General features: G+C 44.2%; 13 protein-coding genes. 4 read left to right on the top strand and 9 right to left on the bottom strand.

All coding sequences use genetic code 11. From position 1 onward, the window contains the following. The first annotated feature begins 190 nt into the window (after positions 1 to 190). The 3 genes from PSBA01_RS00175 to PSBA01_RS00165 all read left to right on the top strand — a co-directional run bounded on the left by PSBA01_RS00175 (position 191) and on the right by PSBA01_RS00165 (position 5,406). Entirely contained in the window at positions 191 to 1,486 is a 1,296-nt protein-coding gene (locus tag PSBA01_RS00175; protein WP_083328794.1) for a CNNM domain-containing protein, read from the top strand. 274 nt (positions 1,487 to 1,760) lie between these two features. Beyond that, positions 1,761 to 2,255 carry a hypothetical protein gene (locus tag PSBA01_RS00170; RefSeq protein ID WP_186474696.1) on the top strand — a complete coding sequence of 165 codons (495 nt, stop codon included), beginning with the start codon at positions 1,761 to 1,763 and terminating at the stop codon, positions 2,253 to 2,255. A 145-nt stretch (positions 2,256 to 2,400) separates the two neighbouring features. Continuing rightward, the gene (locus tag PSBA01_RS00165) at positions 2,401 to 5,406 is read left to right on the top strand and encodes a LysM peptidoglycan-binding domain-containing protein (RefSeq protein WP_186474695.1); all 3,006 of its coding nucleotides are present in this window, start codon (positions 2,401 to 2,403) and stop codon (positions 5,404 to 5,406) included. A gap of 145 nt (positions 5,407 to 5,551) precedes the next feature. On the opposite strand, the gene PSBA01_RS00160 is transcribed toward PSBA01_RS00165, so the two are convergent. Beyond that, positions 5,552 to 6,757 (bottom strand): transglycosylase SLT domain-containing protein, encoded by a 1,206-nt coding sequence (locus PSBA01_RS00160; protein ID WP_186474694.1) that lies wholly within the window; start codon positions 6,755 to 6,757, stop codon positions 5,552 to 5,554. Between the two features lie 1,022 nt (positions 6,758 to 7,779). Further along, the gene (locus PSBA01_RS00155; protein ID WP_186474693.1) at positions 7,780 to 8,616 is read right to left on the bottom strand and encodes a Nif3-like dinuclear metal center hexameric protein; all 837 of its coding nucleotides are present in this window, start codon (positions 8,614 to 8,616) and stop codon (positions 7,780 to 7,782) included. Positions 8,617 to 9,007: 391 nt separating this feature from the next. Here PSBA01_RS00155 and PSBA01_RS00150 point away from each other — a divergent pair, with 391 nt between their 5' ends. Next, complete coding sequence (locus tag PSBA01_RS00150; RefSeq protein ID WP_071001395.1) at positions 9,008 to 10,339, top strand: S1C family serine protease; 1,332 nt, start codon at positions 9,008 to 9,010, stop codon at positions 10,337 to 10,339. 126 nt (positions 10,340 to 10,465) lie between these two features. Here the strand turns inward: PSBA01_RS00150 and yfaE are convergent, their stop codons facing one another. The 7 genes from yfaE to nrdA all read right to left on the bottom strand — a co-directional run bounded on the left by yfaE (position 10,466) and on the right by nrdA (position 16,770). Then, positions 10,466 to 10,735 (bottom strand): class I ribonucleotide reductase maintenance protein YfaE, encoded by a 270-nt coding sequence (gene yfaE, locus PSBA01_RS00145; protein WP_071001396.1) that lies wholly within the window; start codon positions 10,733 to 10,735, stop codon positions 10,466 to 10,468. A gap of 167 nt (positions 10,736 to 10,902) precedes the next feature. Beyond that, positions 10,903 to 12,036, bottom strand: coding sequence for a class Ia ribonucleoside-diphosphate reductase subunit beta (gene nrdB / locus PSBA01_RS00140; protein WP_186474692.1), 1,134 nt, complete (start codon positions 12,034 to 12,036; stop codon positions 10,903 to 10,905). Positions 12,037 to 12,133: 97 nt separating this feature from the next. Continuing rightward, entirely contained in the window at positions 12,134 to 12,505 is a 372-nt protein-coding gene (locus PSBA01_RS00135; protein WP_186474691.1) for a hypothetical protein, read from the bottom strand. A gap of 39 nt (positions 12,506 to 12,544) precedes the next feature. Continuing rightward, positions 12,545 to 12,832: a type II toxin-antitoxin system RelE family toxin gene (locus tag PSBA01_RS00130; RefSeq protein ID WP_071001399.1), complete on the bottom strand. Its 288-nt coding sequence runs from the start codon at positions 12,830 to 12,832 to the stop codon at positions 12,545 to 12,547. Beyond that, on the bottom strand, positions 12,822 to 13,073 hold the full coding sequence (locus PSBA01_RS00125) for a type II toxin-antitoxin system Phd/YefM family antitoxin (RefSeq protein ID WP_186474690.1): 252 nt from the start codon (positions 13,071 to 13,073) through the stop codon (positions 12,822 to 12,824). The genes PSBA01_RS00130 and PSBA01_RS00125 overlap by 11 nt, the downstream gene beginning before the upstream one ends. A gap of 444 nt (positions 13,074 to 13,517) precedes the next feature. Further along, positions 13,518 to 14,399, bottom strand: a complete 882-nt coding sequence (locus PSBA01_RS00120; protein WP_186474689.1) for a P63C domain-containing protein — start codon at positions 14,397 to 14,399, stop codon at positions 13,518 to 13,520. A gap of 94 nt (positions 14,400 to 14,493) precedes the next feature. After that, positions 14,494 to 16,770, bottom strand: coding sequence for a class 1a ribonucleoside-diphosphate reductase subunit alpha (gene nrdA, locus PSBA01_RS00115; protein ID WP_186474688.1), 2,277 nt, complete (start codon positions 16,768 to 16,770; stop codon positions 14,494 to 14,496). Positions 16,771 to 17,193: the final 423 nt, after the last annotated feature.

Below are 17,193 nucleotides of genomic sequence, written 5' to 3'. Positions count from 1 at the left end.
GACTGCATGCATTTAGTATGCTATTTATCGAAGCACTATTTTAGCTTTGAGACGGTGTCTAAATCAGCATTGAGCCGTTATGACTATTGATCAGTAGATATCTGATATCACCTCGATAATGTATATGATTGGCTCGTTATATCATCTTCCTTTTTCTCTTTTTAGGTTACCCAACTTGTTCACCACTTTTATGTTTGTACCTCGTTTATGTCGTCCGCGTGCTCATCGTGAAGACGCATCTGCAGAGCCTCCCCCGAGAATGACGACTAGTTCTCGATTTGGTTATACCTTCTTTGCCGTGCTTTGTGCGTTGGCGCTGATGTTGCCGCATTCTGTGTGGGCGGCGGGCGCTGCATCGCCAACCGCCGTGGCAGCCGCACCAACTGCCCTAAACGTGGGACTATTGATATTTTTTGTTGTCCTCGCTATTGGTGTCTCTTTTGCCTGCTCGTTGGCTGAGTCTGTTTTGCTGAGCATGACGCCATCGTTTATTGCAGATGTACAAGAAACCAATCCCAAAAAAGCGGATATGCTAAAGAGCCTAAAGGTCGACAATATCGATCAATCACTGGCAGCTATCTTGACCTTGAATACCGTTGCTCACACGTTGGGTTCTATCGGAGCGGGTGCCCAAGCCACCATTGTATTTGGTAGCGCATGGTTTGGATTGTTCTCAGCCATTATGACACTGGCTATTTTGTTCCTGTCTGAGATTATTCCAAAAACACTAGGCACTGTCTATTGGCGTCAGCTAAGTGGTATGGTGGCGTACTTTGTCCGCGGTATCATTATGATTTTATACCCACTTATTTGGGTATCAGAGCGTTTGACGAAGTTATTAGTACGCGGTAAAGAACCGCAAACGTTCAGCCGTCGTGAGTTTGCAGCCCTTGCTAGCATCGGTGAAGAATCGGGTCAAATCGATCCACTAGAGTCGCGCATCATTCGCAATCTACTAGCATTCGGCGCGATCAAAGTTGAAGACATCATGACGCCGCGCTCAGTGATGCTCGCATTTGAAGAAAACAAAACAGTGGCTGAGTTATTGGTTGATCGTCCAAAGCTCACGTTTTCTCGATTGCCCATTTATGATGGTGATCTAGATAACATTACTGGTTTTGTTTTAAAAACTGACATGCTATTGGCAAAAGTCAACCATGCCACGCACAAGCCTTTGACGCAGTTCAAAAGAGACATCACGTTTGTATTCTCTAAAATGAAACTGTTTGATCTGTTGGAGCTTATGCTAAAAAATCGTATTCATATCGCAATTACCGTTGGCGAATATGGTGAAGTCAAAGGGTTGGTCACATTAGAAGATGTATTTGAGACATTGTTAGGTCTTGAGATTGTCGATGAAATAGATCGCGTGGAAGATATGCAGGCATTGGCTCGACAAATGATGGACAGACGCGTAGAGCGTTTGGGTATGAAACTCAGTGATGATGAGCAGTATGAAGATAGCAATAGCGAAAACAAATTTTAGCGTTATCGATTGAGTGCTATTGCTATTATCACGACTAAAGTTGTTGAAATCAGAGGATATAATAACCTTCGATTCAAAGAACGGCTTTTGTGAGCATCCTGTGCTTTTATATTCGCAATAATTACACAGGGTGTCACATGCCTGTGAGAATTCAATGATAGGCTCGGCATATGATATGAGTATACTTACTATATAAGTACATCAACAACACAAATGATAAAAGAGCGTTGATCGTCACTACGGCGCAAACGAAAAAATATCGCTAAGGATTATCATGAAAAAATTATTGGGAAGTAGGCTTTTGGCTTTATTGGTAAAGGGCGCCAGCGTCACTGCGATATTAGCAGTCGCCAGCACCATTAGTATCAATGCGCAAGCCGCTACGATGACCGAAGCGTTAGTGCAAAACTACGCCGCAGCAATGAAATCATCTGCAAATAGTCAGAGTATCAATCAAGTCGCGCGTCTGGTATCTGACGATGCGTTGATTTCATTATCTAGAAAAGGTAAATCTACCAGCTTAGACAAAGATGCATATTTGAAGCTGCTGCAAAATAGCTGGAATGATACGTCCAATTACCGCTACGATATCTCTGTAGATAACATTGTTATTACAGGAGATCAGGCAAAAGCCAATGTAACGACAAATGAGAGCTGGACGAAAGACGGTCAGCAAACATCATTTGTTACGACATCTCGTGTAACGCTGACGGTATCTACTGGTAACGCTGTATTATTACGTGCAGTATCACAAGTAGCTATTAACTAGATACTGGTCAATACAATCTATTAGATACTAATAAAAATGATTATTAGTGTCTTTTATATTAGGCTGGTCTTTACTTTACGTTGCATACTATACTATCTCTCAACTTCGTCTTATCACTTTCTGTCGTTAGGAAACTTCCAATATCATGTCTACTGTGCTATCAAAATCTCGCTCGTTTGTTGCGTTACCATTGACGCTTGCGGTATCAACTTTACTCATCAGTGCGTGTAGCAACACCTCAACAGTAAAAAATAAAGGTGCAACCAATAGCTCAGCTATTATTACCAAGCGTCCTGCTAATCAAGGGGCGACTACGAGCACTGCAGATTACTCAACTGCGTTTTTGGATGCAGAGAGCTTGGATGAATTGGCAGATCTATTAGAAGCCACTGACATGACGATGGTGGAGGGCAACCAGCTTGCTATTCAGCAGTATGGTGATCTATGGAATCGTTTGCGTGCCGGCTACCGTATGAACGGTGGTAAGCCGATTTATAATCAGCGTATCGAAGGACAAAAAAGCTGGTTTACCAGCCGTCAGGATTATCTAAATCGTTTGACGGCGCGTGCCAGTCGCTACATTTACCATACGGTACGAGAGGCTGAGCGCCGCAACATTCCAACAGAGTTGGCGTTGTTACCAGTTATCGAAAGCTCGTACGATCCAAGTGGTACCAGTAGTGCAGCAGCGGCAGGCCTATGGCAGTTTATCCCAAGTACAGGTCGTATCTATGGTCTGAATCAGAGCAGTACCTACGATGGTCGCCGTGACGTTATCGAATCAACGCGCGCCGCTTATGACTTTTTGACTGCGCTACACAACCAGTTTGGTAGCTGGGAGCTGGCGCTAGCCGCCTACAACGCAGGACCTGGTCGTATCCAAAAAGCGATTGATGCCAATGCCGCACGTGGACTACCAACAGACTACTGGTCACTACAACTACCAACTGAAACCATGAATTATGTGCCGCGCTTTTTGGCAGTAGCCGAAATCGTGGCAAAGCCTGAACAGTATGGCGTATATCTACCAGCTATCGCTAACCGTCAGCATTTCCGTAGTGTGCCGGTCAACTACGGTGTGAGCTTGTCTGAAGTATCACAGCTTACAGGCGTGAGTTATGATGAGTTAGAGCGACTCAACACGGCATTGACTTCAGGTCGTGTGGATTCCTCTGGTCCACAGCGCGTTATCATTCCTAACGATGTTAGCTTGAACGCTGATGCCAAACTGAGTCTATTGCGTGGTAATGGCACAAGCAATGTATTGGCTTTTAGCAATACAAGCACCCCAACTACAACGACACCAAGCTACAATAGCAAGCCATACACTTCATCGTCATTGCCATCCAGCAGTAGCGCATTGGCTGATTATGCTGCCAGCGCAAGCGTACCTCAGCAAACAACGAGCTATATCTCACCGTCTGCTCAAACGACTAGCAGCTCTGTCTATAGTGGTAATGCCTCAGTACGTACTGAGCCGCCAATAACCAATGCAGAAACCAAAAAGATCAATGCTGAGCTCAAGAGCAGCAACAGTCTACCGACTACCTCAGCTCAGATTACTCAGAATAATACGATTGTCCAAGAGCCACCGCTTAGCAAAGAAGAGCGCGACTTCATTGCCAACCAAATCCGTAGCAATACCTCTGAGACCAACGTTATTAACGCGGATGGTAATATCAACCTATCAGCCGTACAGACGCAGCAGTCTATCTTAGAAGCAAGCGGTGAAGAGAAAAAGCTGAGCTTTGCTAAAACGTCAGTTAGTAAACCAAAACCACAAGGCACGCGTACCACTTATACGGTCAAACGTGGCGATACGCTATCGAATATCGCAAGCCGTGCAGGGGTAAATTGGCGTGATATCGCAGAGTGGAACCAAATAGATGCTAGTGCCAACTTACTATCTGGCAGCACGTTGTATCTATACAATGCCAAAACTATCGAGCCGCTAAGCGCTGCCAGTAACCCAGCCGCCAATCAGCCTGAAAGCTATGTTGTACAAGGTGGCGACACGCTTATTGGTACGGCCAACCGTTTTGGTTTATCGGTCACACAGCTTGCCAGCTACAATAACCTCAGTAGCCGTGCTGATCTGCTCAGAGGACAAAAGCTCTGGCTAGTACCTGGTAAGGTAAAAGCGCCCGCCACAACACCTGCGGCACCATCTACCAGACCAAGTAAATCAAGCACTGCGACTAAGAACTATAAAGTAAAACCGGGTGACGGTCTGATTGTATTAGCGCGTCAATTTAACGTATCGACAGACACGTTAGCTAGCCTGAACGGTATCAATAGCACAAGCTCACTTTATGTGGGTCAAACACTAAAAGTACCTGCTAGTGTTAATTTCGATGCAGCAAGCACCACAAGCTCTAGTAGTGCTAGTAATACAAGATCAGTAGCGACCACTAGTTATAAAGTAAAATCAGGTGATACCTTGATCGGTATTGCAAATAGCTTGGGTGTTAGTGCAGCAGAGATCGCTGCTGTAAACAGTAACTTTGATGCAAGAGCGCGCCTGCAACGTGGGCAAACGATTAAAGTACCGGTTTCAAAAGAGTTAGTTGATCGCCAACTGAATGATAAAGCCGTCAGCTATAAAGTAAAATCTGGTGATACGCTAACAGGTGTCGCCAAACGCTATAATATCGGCTTGAGCGATTTAGCTTCAGCAAATAACCTGAGCACGACGTCTAACTTGATATTAGGTCGTACTATTACTATTCCTGCGGGCGGTAGCGTGGCAAGCTCTTCGGCTTCTACAAGCTCTTCGGCTTCTAATAGTAGTCAAAGCAACAGTAATCAAAGCAGTAGCAGTCAGAGTAGTAGCAGCGGTAAAAAGCTAGGAAATACTGAAAATTACAAAGTCAAATCTGGCGATGGCTTGATTGCCTTAGCTCGTCAGTTTGGTATCTCTGTAGAGGATTTGGCAGCGACCAATGACTTGGCGACGAATGCCCAGCTACAGCGTGGACAAACCCTAAAAGTGCCAAAAGCGACGGTGAGCTACACGGTTGGCTCAGGCGATAGCTTGATTGGTTTAGCTCGTAAATATGGTGTATCAACCCAAGAATTGGCTGAGATGAATAATATCGCTGCTGATACTATGTTGCAACGTGGTCAGCGTCTGACGGTACCCAATCGTTAAGCAATAACGTATTATCGAATGATGTATATATAAATATCGCCCACATAAATGGTAACGCATAAAAAAGCTGCTCTATATAAGAGCAGCTTTTTTTACGTAAAAATTAGGTATCTTAAGATATCCGATATCTAATGGAGTCTATTAACTAGACAGTTTGAGTTTTGATAGACTCAAGATAACTTCTGATGTTGCTAACATAGTGCATTGCTTGGCCATAACGGCTGTTTGATGCTTTGTTGTCCGCCAAATACGCATAAACGTTCGCCCAGCTCTTGTCGTCAATGCCTTGGGCGCGTAATTTACGCTGAATGCTTTTCACCGCATTTGGACCCATGTTGTAAGCAGCAAGGGCAAACCAGACGCGATCAGTCTTGGGTACATCCGCGAACTCTGCTTTCATTTGCTCTAGATAACGAGCACCGCCGCCGATACTTTGATAAGGATCAACGCGATCTGACACGCCCATAGCCTTTGCAGTGTTATTGGTCAGCATCATAAGGCCGCGTACGCCAGTCGGAGATACCGCATTGGCATCAAGATGTGACTCTTGATAACCCATAGCAACCAACAATTCCCAATCATGATTGTAATTGCGCGCTTGCTCTTCAAACGAAGACTGATAATCAGGCAGTTTTTCTGTCAGTGTTTTTTGGAAATGATCCTGACTATAAGCGTCTTTTAGCAAATTCTGATTGTAGAACGCCGCTAGTTTCTGTGTGTTTTTTAGCTTGATGCTATCGCACAAGAAGTAACTGGCTTTTTTGGACAGTGGATCATTAGGTGAGCTGAACGTCCAACTGACTTTTGGATGCAGACCGTTTTTAGTCAAGCTTGAGTCGTAGCCACAGCTGACATTAACAGATGAGAGATTGAGCTGGCTTTTTAGTTTGGTACTAGCCGTGGTCAACGCCATATCAGCGTCACCTGATCTCAAGGCTTTGAGTGCAGCCTCTTCATTGGCATAGGCTTTTAGATTGATATCCACACCGAGCTCGTCTGCATAGGTGCGCACGAGATCAAAACCAAAGCCATGTTGGAAGCCATCAGTGGCAAAATAAGTACTATCACCTGGGACAGCGGCAATGGTCAAAGTGTTTTGCAGCATGACATTGGCATAGGCTGATACCTTTGTATTCATTGTCGTTAGGCTCTGTGCAGGCAAAGAGAGCAGAGCGATACTGGATACTTGTGCCAGCTTCTTGGTTCTGGCAAAACGACCCGACGCAGTAGGGGTAGATGAAACGATGTTACTTCTGGTGTTAAGTAGGCGTTTAGATGGACGTAGTAAATGAGAAATACGACGTTTGGCACCTTGCGCAGATCCTTTGACACGATAAGTAATACGTTGCATGGATGTCTCCTGATTTTAGCCATCCTTCTTACCGCAAAAACGCGTAAAAATACATGCACATCATTTGGCATGTATCAATACAGCATTTCAGACGACATCATACTTTTGAATAAAATAAGTATCAGTCATCCTGCTTGATTATAGCGCCACTAGCATGCTCTCTCTAAGAGTTAGCGATGTGGATTTGTGGGTCAGCCCGCTATCGAGGTGTTACTCATATGCTTAAAGTAAAAGCATAAAACAGTCGTTTCAAAATCTGGACGCACGACTACGCGAAGGATGTAAATCAGATGATTCCTTCATCGATAACGCAATATGGCTAATGGCCAAACAACTATATATCAGACATAGGTAAGGTCATGAGTAAGTTATTGAGACAACGACATCAAGCAAAGCGGTAAGGTAATGATTGACCATTGATACCAATATATTCATCTGCTTTGGTAATGCTAACTTTAATAACTAACGACACCTTGAGCGGTTAGTAGTAAGGTGGCTAGCTGCTAAAGTTAATTGTCCAGCAATGAGGGTAAGCAGCTCAACCATATTTGATAGCTTATAAAATATGCTATCAAAAAGGTGGTGCACAACTGTCATCGCGACACTAAAAATAAAAACACGATATAAATCAAATATCGAGTGTATACATCGTGTTTTAACTGGCGACGTTCAAAAATTTCATTGCTCATAGAGCATGATAAAGTTTCAGATAACCGCCAGCATTATTTTAGCGCCATAACCGGAAGCTATAATAATGGGAAGTTTCATGACAAAACGTTCTTTCTTACAGGTAGTAATATGCGGATATCACTTGCATTATTCAAGTAGAGTTAAGAAAAAAGCGATAAAACTTAACAATTGCGATATAAACGGTTAAATTTAGCCATGTTATACGCGTGCTGGTCACAAACTTATCAATGACTCTTTCGATAACTGCCAAAATTGCGCCTATAACTGCTACTTATTCAGCCCATTACTTTTGTCCTAATCATTGCTATGTTATTGGTGATACATTGGCAATACTAAGCTGGATTTTCAATATCAATAAAGGTGACTGGCAGTCCATATTCTTGGGCGACTATCTCTCCTAACGCTTGAATACCACCGCGCTCTGTTGCGTGATGACCACAAGCAAAATAATCAATACCCAGCTCACGAGCAATATGCGTGGTACGCTCAGAGATCTCGCCAGAGATAAATGCATCACAGCCCATAATGGCAGCCTGTTCGATCATATCTTGGGCACCGCCTGTACAAATACCGACACGTTTGATCACTCTCTCGCTATTGGCAGTCGTTTTCGCATTATTATCAGAGTGATGTTCATAATTAGACGAAATATGTAGTGGGGTACGACCGAGCGCTTGGGTAATCTTTGCGATCAGGCTATCAGCACTCTGCGGTGTACAAGTGGCGATATTACCAACAGGGTGTGATTCGTTGGGGTAGAGCGCGCCAGTAATGGTCATATCTAGTACGTCCGCCAGTTTGGCATTGTTACCAATCACGGGGTGCGCATCAAGCGGTAAATGATAGCCAATCATAGAGATGCCATGTTGCATCAATTTGCGGATACGTCGACCTTTCAGACCTGTGATAGGCGCAGGCTCGCCTTTCCAAAAGTAGCCATGATGCACCATAATCGCATCGGCATTGTCAGCGATAGCCGCATCAATCAGCGCCTCGCACGCCGTCACCCCTGTGACGATACGTTGTATTGGACGACCGCCATCTACTTGTAGGCCATTTGGCGCGTAGTCTTTGAACGCACTAGCAGATAGATACTCATCACAAAATTGCGTCAATGATTCTGCGCTGATGCTGTTGGTCGAAGGTTCAGTAGTCATGTTTTGGCTCATTAGGTTTCCTTATTGTTATTGCCTTGCAGTAACGCAGTATTATTCAAATATAGTGCTTCAAAAAAGTTGTTTGAAGACAAAGACTCATAAAAGATAAATGATCGATCATTATCTATCGCAAATATCTGATAGCGATGATTTTAACATGGCACTGTAAAAGAGTAGACAAGATGGATAACTGAAATGGTACACGATACGTTACTATTTCACGGCATTGCGGTTATAATTTATACATGTGAGTCTGCCTAGCTCTGGCTATTAATTGCCTAATCAAGCAATTACCTAGTCAAGCCATAATGGTTGAATAATCCAAGCCATGATGGTTGAATAATCGCAGTCTTCTCACCTTATTTCTCACTGTCCGTCTGCATTACATTTATAGAGGTTCTATATGTCGTCATCCCAGAACACCAATAACACCCGTAACAAGGTTTCTTTATTAAAATGGTTGCCTTGGGTCTTATTGCTGCTGGTGTTAGTAGCGTTTATCTGGTTGTTCACGAGTATGAAGTCATCATCGGAGGCCACGTGGGAGCCGCCGAGAACCCCGCCAGCCGAGCAGCAAGCGTCAGAGCCAGTTGCGGATACACCAGCGCCCATCTCTTCTTATCATAATGCAGTTGCGCGCGCGTCGCAGTCGGTCGTCAATATCTACACCACACAAACGATGACAGAGCATCCTTATATGGATGATCCCGTATTGCGCCGGTTTTTTGAATATCATGGTGGCCCATCACAAGAGCAGGGCAATACCAATCTAGGCTCTGGTGTGATCGTATCAGAAGATGGCTATATCGTGACCAATGCGCATGTCATCGAAAAAGCGGATGAGATCACGGTTGCATTTAACGATGGACGCAAGAGCCGCGCCAAAATCATCGGTACAGACCCTGATAGTGATCTAGCAGTGATTAAGGTTGAGATGACAGGATTGACGCCGCTTGGTTTCCGCGAAGATCCTATTCGCGTGGGGGATCTGGCTTTGGCAATTGGTAATCCATTTGGGGTCGGTCAGACGGTGACGCAAGGGATTATCTCAGCGACTGGGCGTACTGGACTGGGCGTCAATAAGTTCGAAGACTTCATCCAGACGGATGCGGCGATCAATCCAGGTAACTCAGGTGGCGCGCTGGTCGATGCTCGTGGTGAGCTAGTCGGTATCAATACGGTGATATTCTCGCGCTCTGGCGGCTCGATGGGTATTGGCTTTGCGATTCCTACATCATTGGTCGAGCAAGTGATGAACGCGCTGATCAAAGACGGCCGCGTCAGTCGTGGTTGGCTCGGTATCGAAATCCAGTCACAGCTACGTGACCCAACGCAGCTTGAGACCTCAACGGGCGTGGAAGTGCTAAACGTCATCGAAGGCAGTCCTGCTGCCAAGAGTGGTTTGCGTGTTGGCGATATCATCCTAACCATCGATGGTGTCGAGATGACCGATGCCAATACCTTGATCCAATATGTCGCTCGTAAGCCGCCGAACACTGAGTTGGATGCTCAGATACTACGCCGCGGCAAAAATGCTCAAGTCAAAATAATGCTAGAAGAGCGTCCAGTGCAAGAGCCCATCGAGCGTCCTGTCGTACTACAGGGTGAGAGTATGGATGGGATGGGTGGCAGTATCCAAGGTGATCAGCAAGCACCGATGATGTCAGAAGCAGAGCGTGATCGCATGCGCGAAGAGCTAATGAAACTGTTTGAGCAAGACTCTGTAGCACAATAAAGTGTGTTGCTAAATTACACAAAAAAGCGCGCTCCTTTGGATAAGGAGCGCGCTTTTTTATTGAGTTAAATTTTATCAAAGCATAAAAGCTAATGTTCAGGCCAGTCTTTAGTCCCTACTATTTTGCTAAGGCTTTTCAATCAGCTCATGGTTGATATAGATTACACCCCGCACACGGCAACAGCAGGGCAGGATTTCATCCTCTTCAATCATGGCAAGCGGGTTAAATGGATAATCGACCGTATGCGAGCTAGCAATACGCTTGACTCGGCAGCTACCACAGTAGCCCTCGCGGCATTGATAGTTGACATCGTGTCCGGTGCGTAGCAATCCATCTAACAGGCTCTCGTCATCATGTAGATAGAACTGCTTTTTACTGGTCATTACCCAAGTCATCGCTCATCCTATTGGGATATCTGTGCTATTACTATCCCTACTATTAACCGATAAAATGATTACAGATCAAGCCTTTATAATTTAAAACCTTTATAGCTCAAAGCTCTTATAGTTCAGATTTTTATAGCTCAAAGCTCTTACAACTCAGCTCTTATAATTCGGAGCCTTTATAGTTCAAAGTCGTCAAAGTCACTGTCTGATAAGTCAGAGTCAATCTGACCGACCAAGTACGAGCTAATCTCGGTCTCTTGCGGTGCTACCTGCACATTATCAGACGACAACCATGTATTAATCCACGGGATTGGGTTTGATTTTGAGTTCGGGAACGCCGCTGGCAAGCCGACGGTTTCCATACGTAAGTTGGTGATGTATTCGATATATTGGCATAGAATGTCTTCGTTGAGACCGATCATCGAGCCATCTTTGAACAGATAGCCTGCCCATTCTTTTTCTTGCTCAGCTGCCTTGCGGAATATCTCAATACTTTCATCAAAACATTCGGCGGCAATCTCGACCATCTCAGGATCGTCACGACCATTACGCATGAGGTTCAGCATGTGCTGCGTACCGGTCAAGTGCAACGCTTCGTCACGAGCGATAAGTTTGATGATTTTGGCATTGCCTTCCATCAATTTGCGCTCAGCAAAGGCAAATGAGCAGGCAAATGACACATAGAAACGAATGGCCTCTAGGACGTTGACCGCCATAATGCACAGGTACATCTGCTTTTTCAGCGATCTCAAATCAACGGTCACTTGCTCGCCATTGATATTATGCGTACCTGGACCGTATAAGCTATATAGCTGCGAGTTGCGATACAGTTCATCATAGTATTGGGCGATATCAGAGGCACGACCTAAGATGTGCTCGTTTTGCATAATGTCATCAAAGATAATGTTTGGGTCATTGACGATATTACGAATGATATGAGTATAGCTGCGTGAGTGAATCGTCTCGCTAAACGACCATGTCTCAATCCACGTCTCAAGCTCAGGGATAGACACTAACGGCAGTAGCACCACGTTTGGACTACGACCTTGAATAGAGTCGAGTAGGGTCTGATACTTGAGGTTGCTCAAAAATATGTGCTGCTCATGCGAGGACAGATTGCTAAAGTCGATACGGTCGCGTGACACATCAACTTCTTCTGGACGCCAAAAGAATGACAGCTGCTTTTCAATCAATTGCTCAAAGATAGGGTGCTTTTGTTGGTCATAGCGCGCCACGTTGACGGGCTGACCAAAGAACATCGGCTCTGTTAGCGCATTGTTTGGCGTTTGCGAAAAAATCGAGTAAGTCATGGGACTGCCTTTATCATTGATACGGTTATTAATTTATATGGGTTTGACGGGTTTTGATTTGATGTTATGACACGTTTTTGAATTATAGCGTTTTAGCTTAGAGGTTCTCTAGTGATATCTGTGAGGGCTCTTTGCCATCGTTCATATAGGCTTTGAATATCTCGCTCAGCTCACTATCATCGAGTGCTTCTAATTCATCCAGTGCGCTTTTGCGTAGGGTACTTACATCAGACGCTTCTGCTGCTGTTTTTACGTCTTTTTTAGCCGTTCTCGATACAGGTTTTTTGCCTGCTTTTGCCACGCTTTTTTTGGTGACGGCTGCCTTTGGCGCTTCATCCACACCTAACTGCTGACGCACCTCTGCAATATCAACCTCGACTTGTACGATATGCGAGCCACCATCGTTTAGGTCTGAAAATACGTTTGGGATAAACAAACCACCGTCTTTGATGATTGCGGTATATTGCACATGACCTCCGTTATTTTTATTGCTGCTTACGTGTTTTCGTTAGGGTTGACGCGTCGCCAGACTGTCATATACCTTGTTGTTTTCTCTTTTACCGACTGCCAATACATAAACCACCACCACATCGTCTTTGACGGTATATACCAAACGATACCCTATGGTGCGTAATTTAATTTTATAAGTGTCTGTGTGCCCAGAGAGTTTTGATGCAGGCACATGAGGGTTGGATAGTCGCTGCTGTAATTTTTTCTTAAACTGCTGCTGGATACTTGGCGCTATCTTTTTCCATTCTTTTAATGCTAACGGGTGAAACTCAAGACTATAAGTCATCTAAAGTGACCTTGATAGGCGCTTGCCCATCATTCATCCGTGCGTTTACGGTTTGGCTGAGTGCCATATCGTCCATCGCTTCCATCATGCGCTCAAAAACGTCTGTCGAAACTAGATAAGCCACGGGTTTATTGTGGTTTAAAATAGCAATCGACTCACCATCTGACTGCTTGATTAAGGCAGAAGGATTGTTTTTTAGCTCTGAGATACTGGCTGTTTGTGTCGCAAATATTGGTTGCATGATTCATTCTCCGCTAAAATTACGCTCTAAATATAGGGCTAATTTTAGCACGAAAATTAGGTCTTATTTGTTACTGTGTTAAATTTAAATATTTGCGGTAGCCAATCTCGCTTACCGCTTGTATCTGCTTTGCCGCTGGCGTAATGACTATAGGTCTTTTACATAATCAGATTCTTGACCATTCCAGCCACATTTCATACAAATACCATCTACAAAATGATGGTTGCAGTTTGAATAGCCATAAATTTTGTGAGCGCAATCGGGGCATAAACTTGCCATTTTTGCGCTATCTATAAAGTATGATGATTCGCACTCATCACAAGTGTTTTTCGTTCTATTCATGACCTAATTCAAAGTCTAATATTTTAGTGTTATAGAATTACACTTAACAAATTATTAATTTGAAATAGCTGAGTGTCTCAAGCATTATTCAATCTATAATGGCTAATTAAGGTTTTTAGGATTTAGAGTTTCAGGGAATAAGTCTTCAATAGAGCCTTTCTTAGGGTACGCTTTGTTGACAGAGTACATGAATTCTTCCCAACTATCTGATGCTCTCATTAATCCAATCACAGCATGTAAATGCATTTCTAATGCTTTTCTTCCCTGATTTTCTGATAAATGTTGATGGTCTCTATGCTTAGCAAGACCTTTTTCATCTCTTGGATTAAGTGTTTTTAGCTCATTAACTAAACCAACTGCCATTCGATCGTAAACTACATCGTTAGTATATTTTCCAACAACGCCAGGTCTATTAAATGTACTCCACTTCCAACCTTTTAATCTAAAGATTTGCTCATAAAACTCATCGGGAAATGTTTTTGTCCATGCAAGAAGATCCTTAGTAATATACAAATTAAGAATTTCTTGTAAGGCTTCCGCTTTACGAATATTTTGGTATCCTGTTGCCTCATCTACTAATGCAACAATACCAACCTTAGCTAAGGATCTAATAATAATAGAAGCTTGCATAGCAGTATCTTTTTGGTTTTTATAGGTTACTGCACCTGCTTCATCGGCTAATATATATAACTCACAAACTAAAGGAATAATAATGGCATCGAAACCTTGAAAGATTTTGCCATTTTCATCCTTATATAAAATCTTCTCCTTAACATCATTTAATTCATTAGAGATATATGGCTGTAAATTTTTAGCATCCATAAAAGAAGGTGTATCAGGTAAACGTGCATTACCTCTTACTTCTCTACCTAAAGCTTTGAAAACATCTGAATGCTTTATTATTCGTCTACCATCATTGAGGACAGCGCATTCTAATTCAACGTCAGCAATTTTCAACGTTCCTGTATATTCTGAAACTAGCATAAAAAATCCTTATTTAATGATAGTAGAAACCAATGTTAGAAAAGTAAAAAATAGCGGACTTAACCCAAAAGCCAAACCTGCCATCCATCAGAGCTTAAATCTTACACGCCCCGCCAGCACAATCATCTTCCATATCCGCTTGCGCATCGTTCGCACCATCACGAGTGTTATGGTAGTACAACGTCTTCACACCCATCTTATAAGCGTTTAGCAAGTCTTTTAGCAATATTTTCATCGGTACACGGCCACCAGCATAACGAACAGGGTCGTAGTTGGTATTGGCAGAGATGCTTTGATCGACGAATTTTTGCATGATAGCGACCAGCTTTAGGTAACCGTCATTGTTTGGCATTTGCCATAGTAGCTCGTACTGATCTTTTAGGGTAGCAATCTCAGGCACGACTTGCTTTAAGATGCCGTCTTTTGACGCTTTGATAGAGACCAGACCACGTGGTGGCTCGATACCGTTGGTCGCGTTAGCGATCTGGCTTGAGGTCTCAGACGGCATCAAGGCGGTTAGGGTAGAGTTGCGTAGACCGTGTTCCGTGATATCCCTACGTAGCGTTTCCCAATCGAGATGTAGCGGCTCTTGGCAGATTTTGTCCAAGTCGGCTTTGTACGTATCAATCGGCAAGATACCTTGTGAGTACGTGGTCTCATTGAATGCAGGGCACGCGCCTTGCTCTTTTGCCAATTTGTTTGACGCTTTTAGGAGATAGTACTGTAGTGCTTCAAACGTCTGATGGGTCAGACCAAGCGCGCTGTCGTCAGAGTAGCGTGCGCCATTCTTAGCCAAGTAGTAAGCATAGTTGATTACGCCCACACCAAGCGTACGGCGACGCATGCTGCCGTTTTGAGCGGCTTTAACTGGATAGTCTTGGTAGTCGAGCAGGGCGTCAAGCGCACGGACGATTAGCTCGGCTGGCTCTTCGATATCGCTGACGTTTTCGACTTTACCCAAGTTGACCGCTGATAGCGTACATAGGGCGATTTCGCCTTCTTCGTCATTGATATTATCCAGTGGTTTGGTCGGTAGTGCGATTTCCATACATAGGTTTGACTGGCGAATCGGCGCAATGGCCGCGTCAAATGGGCTATGGGTGTTACAATGATCGACGTTTTGGATATAGATACGACCCGTGCTGGCGCGCTCTTGCATCATTAGGCTGAACAAATCAGCAGCTGGGATTTGACGGCTACGGATGTTAGGGTCGTTTTCGTATTTGTTATATAGTTCTTCGAATTTGTCTTGGTCTTCAAAGAACGCATCATATAGGCCTGGCGTGTCACTTGGTGAAAATAGCGAGATGTCTTGACCTTTGATGAGGCGCGTGTACATCGTTTTGTTCAATTGTACGCCGTAGTCCATATGACGGACACGGTTGTCTTCGACGCCGCGGTTGTTTTTGAGTACCAGTAATGACTCAACTTCCAAATGCCATAGTGGGTAAAATAGGGTCGCAGCACCGCCACGGACGCCACCTTGTGAGCAGCATTTCACCGCTGTTTGGAACAGTTTGTAGAATGGGATACAGCCAGTATGCTGCGCTTCACCGCCACGGATCGGGCTACCAAGGGCACGGATACGACCTGCGTTGATGCCGATACCAGCGCGCTGTGACACGTAGCGTACGATGGCGCTGGTGGTCGCGTTGATTGAGTCTAGGCTATCACCACATTCGATCAGTACGCACGAGCTGAACTGACGCGATGGCGTACGCACACCTGACATGATCGGCGTCGGTAGTGATATTTTGAATTCTGAGGTCGCATCATAGAAGCGTTTGACGTAGCTTAAGCGCTCAGCTTTGTCGTAATTGGCAAATAGACACATGCCCACGAGCATATATAAGAACTGCGGGCTTTCGTACACGGTCTTCGTGACACGGTCTTGTACTAGGTATTTCCCTGCCATTTGCTCGACAGCAGCATAGGCAAGGTTCATATCACGCCAATGATCCAGATATTCTTCTAACTCGTCAAATTCAGCACGGCTATAGTCCGCTAGGATATGCTTATCATATTTGCCCGCGTCGGTGAGCGTTTTGACATGGTCATACAGGTGCGGCGGCTCAAACTGGTTATACGCAATCTTACGTAGATGGAAGATCGCCAAGCGCGCGGCGAGATATTGATAATCAGGCGTGGTCTCAGAGATAAGGTCGGCAGCAGATTTGATGATGGTTTCGTGAATATCACGGGTTTTGATGCCTTCATAAAACTGGATGTGCGACTTTAGCTCAACTTGCGACACAGAGACGTTGTCCAATCCATCCGCCGCCCACGCTATTACCTTATGAATTTTGTCTAAATTAATAGGCTCTAAACGTCCATCACGCTTGGTTACTTGGATTTTATCAATATGTGTCATGTTGGCCTCTATTTTGATTGCTTATAGTGATGCTGCGCGCCAAAGGAGCGGCAGACATTCTTTATGACGCGATTGTAGTCGATGGTAGCAGTAGTTTTTTGGCAACAAGCAGCCACTACCCATAGTGATAGCAAAAATCACTGAGTACTACATATAGCGTGTTTGTTAATCGGTAGGCACAATATAGCGGGAAAATTTTGAAAATACTATATTGATTTTAGGATAAAACTATGTTGCTACAAGGTTGTAGGCAGTCCAAATTTTGGCAAAGGACGATGGGATAAGGGTTAGACGCAAATGCGGTCGATCATAAATTTTTTGTAAAAATAGTGTGGCCGTTTGCTTTTTATTTTCTCAGTGATTGTCGCCTGATAACCATCACCATGGCGGCAATAATGCGGGCGCAGATTGTACATCAAACCA

Origin of the sequence: Psychrobacter sp. KCTC 72983 (assembly GCF_014280455.1) — a bacterium.
Lineage (GTDB): Bacteria > Pseudomonadota > Gammaproteobacteria > Pseudomonadales > Moraxellaceae > Psychrobacter > Psychrobacter pacificensis.
This window is presented reverse-complemented; position numbering and strand designations above follow the sequence as displayed.

Coding starts and splice junctions, on each gene's coding strand:
- PSBA01_RS00155 (WP_186474693.1), bottom strand. CDS start 8,616: ATGAGCCAAAACATGACTACTGAACCTTCGACCAACAGCATCAGCGCA.
- PSBA01_RS00160 (WP_186474694.1), bottom strand. CDS start 6,757: ATGCAACGTATTACTTATCGTGTCAAAGGATCTGCGCAAGGTGCCAAA.
- PSBA01_RS00125 (WP_186474690.1), bottom strand. CDS start 13,073: ATGCAACCAATATTTGCGACACAAACAGCCAGTATCTCAGAGCTAAAA.
- PSBA01_RS00165 (WP_186474695.1), top strand. CDS start 2,401: ATGTCTACTGTGCTATCAAAATCTCGCTCGTTTGTTGCGTTACCATTG.
- nrdB (WP_186474692.1), bottom strand. CDS start 12,036: ATGACTTACTCGATTTTTTCGCAAACGCCAAACAATGCGCTAACAGAG.
- PSBA01_RS00175 (WP_083328794.1), top strand. CDS start 191: ATGTTTGTACCTCGTTTATGTCGTCCGCGTGCTCATCGTGAAGACGCA.
- nrdA (WP_186474688.1), bottom strand. CDS start 16,770: ATGACACATATTGATAAAATCCAAGTAACCAAGCGTGATGGACGTTTA.
- PSBA01_RS00130 (WP_071001399.1), bottom strand. CDS start 12,832: ATGACTTATAGTCTTGAGTTTCACCCGTTAGCATTAAAAGAATGGAAA.
- PSBA01_RS00150 (WP_071001395.1), top strand. CDS start 9,008: ATGTCGTCATCCCAGAACACCAATAACACCCGTAACAAGGTTTCTTTA.
- PSBA01_RS00170 (WP_186474696.1), top strand. CDS start 1,761: ATGAAAAAATTATTGGGAAGTAGGCTTTTGGCTTTATTGGTAAAGGGC.
- PSBA01_RS00120 (WP_186474689.1), bottom strand. CDS start 14,399: ATGCTAGTTTCAGAATATACAGGAACGTTGAAAATTGCTGACGTTGAA.
- yfaE (WP_071001396.1), bottom strand. CDS start 10,735: ATGACTTGGGTAATGACCAGTAAAAAGCAGTTCTATCTACATGATGAC.